Genomic DNA, 270 nt, shown 5'->3' with positions numbered 1-270 from the left:
CATCTGGAAACGTAGTTACTAATTTTTCGTACCATTTTGCTGCGTTGGTATAATCTCCATTAAAATAATAGGTGTCTCCTAAGTTTTCATATATCTGAGCAGATTCGTATCCATCTTCAACTACTTTTAGATAGATTTGTCGTGCATCGATATAAGCATACTTGTCAAATTCTTTATTTGCCCTTTTTACATCTTTTACCTGCCCAAAAGTGCTTCCCGTTGAGAGAACTATAAAGGCTAAAATAAATATGTTACGTAATATTGTATTCA

General features: G+C 33.0%; 1 protein-coding gene. It reads right to left on the bottom strand.

Features of this window, described 5'->3' with window-relative positions; translation table 11 throughout:
• On the bottom strand, window positions 1-270 hold a 270-nt coding region (locus G3A46_RS14175), incomplete at both ends, for a tetratricopeptide repeat protein (protein ID WP_206736035.1).

The sequence above is a fragment of the Aequorivita sp. KMM 9714 genome, assembly GCF_011065475.1.
GTDB classification, from domain to species: domain Bacteria; phylum Bacteroidota; class Bacteroidia; order Flavobacteriales; family Flavobacteriaceae; genus Aequorivita; species Aequorivita sinensis.
Note: the sequence above shows the minus strand (reverse complement) of the source record. Positions and strands in the feature narration are given on the sequence as shown.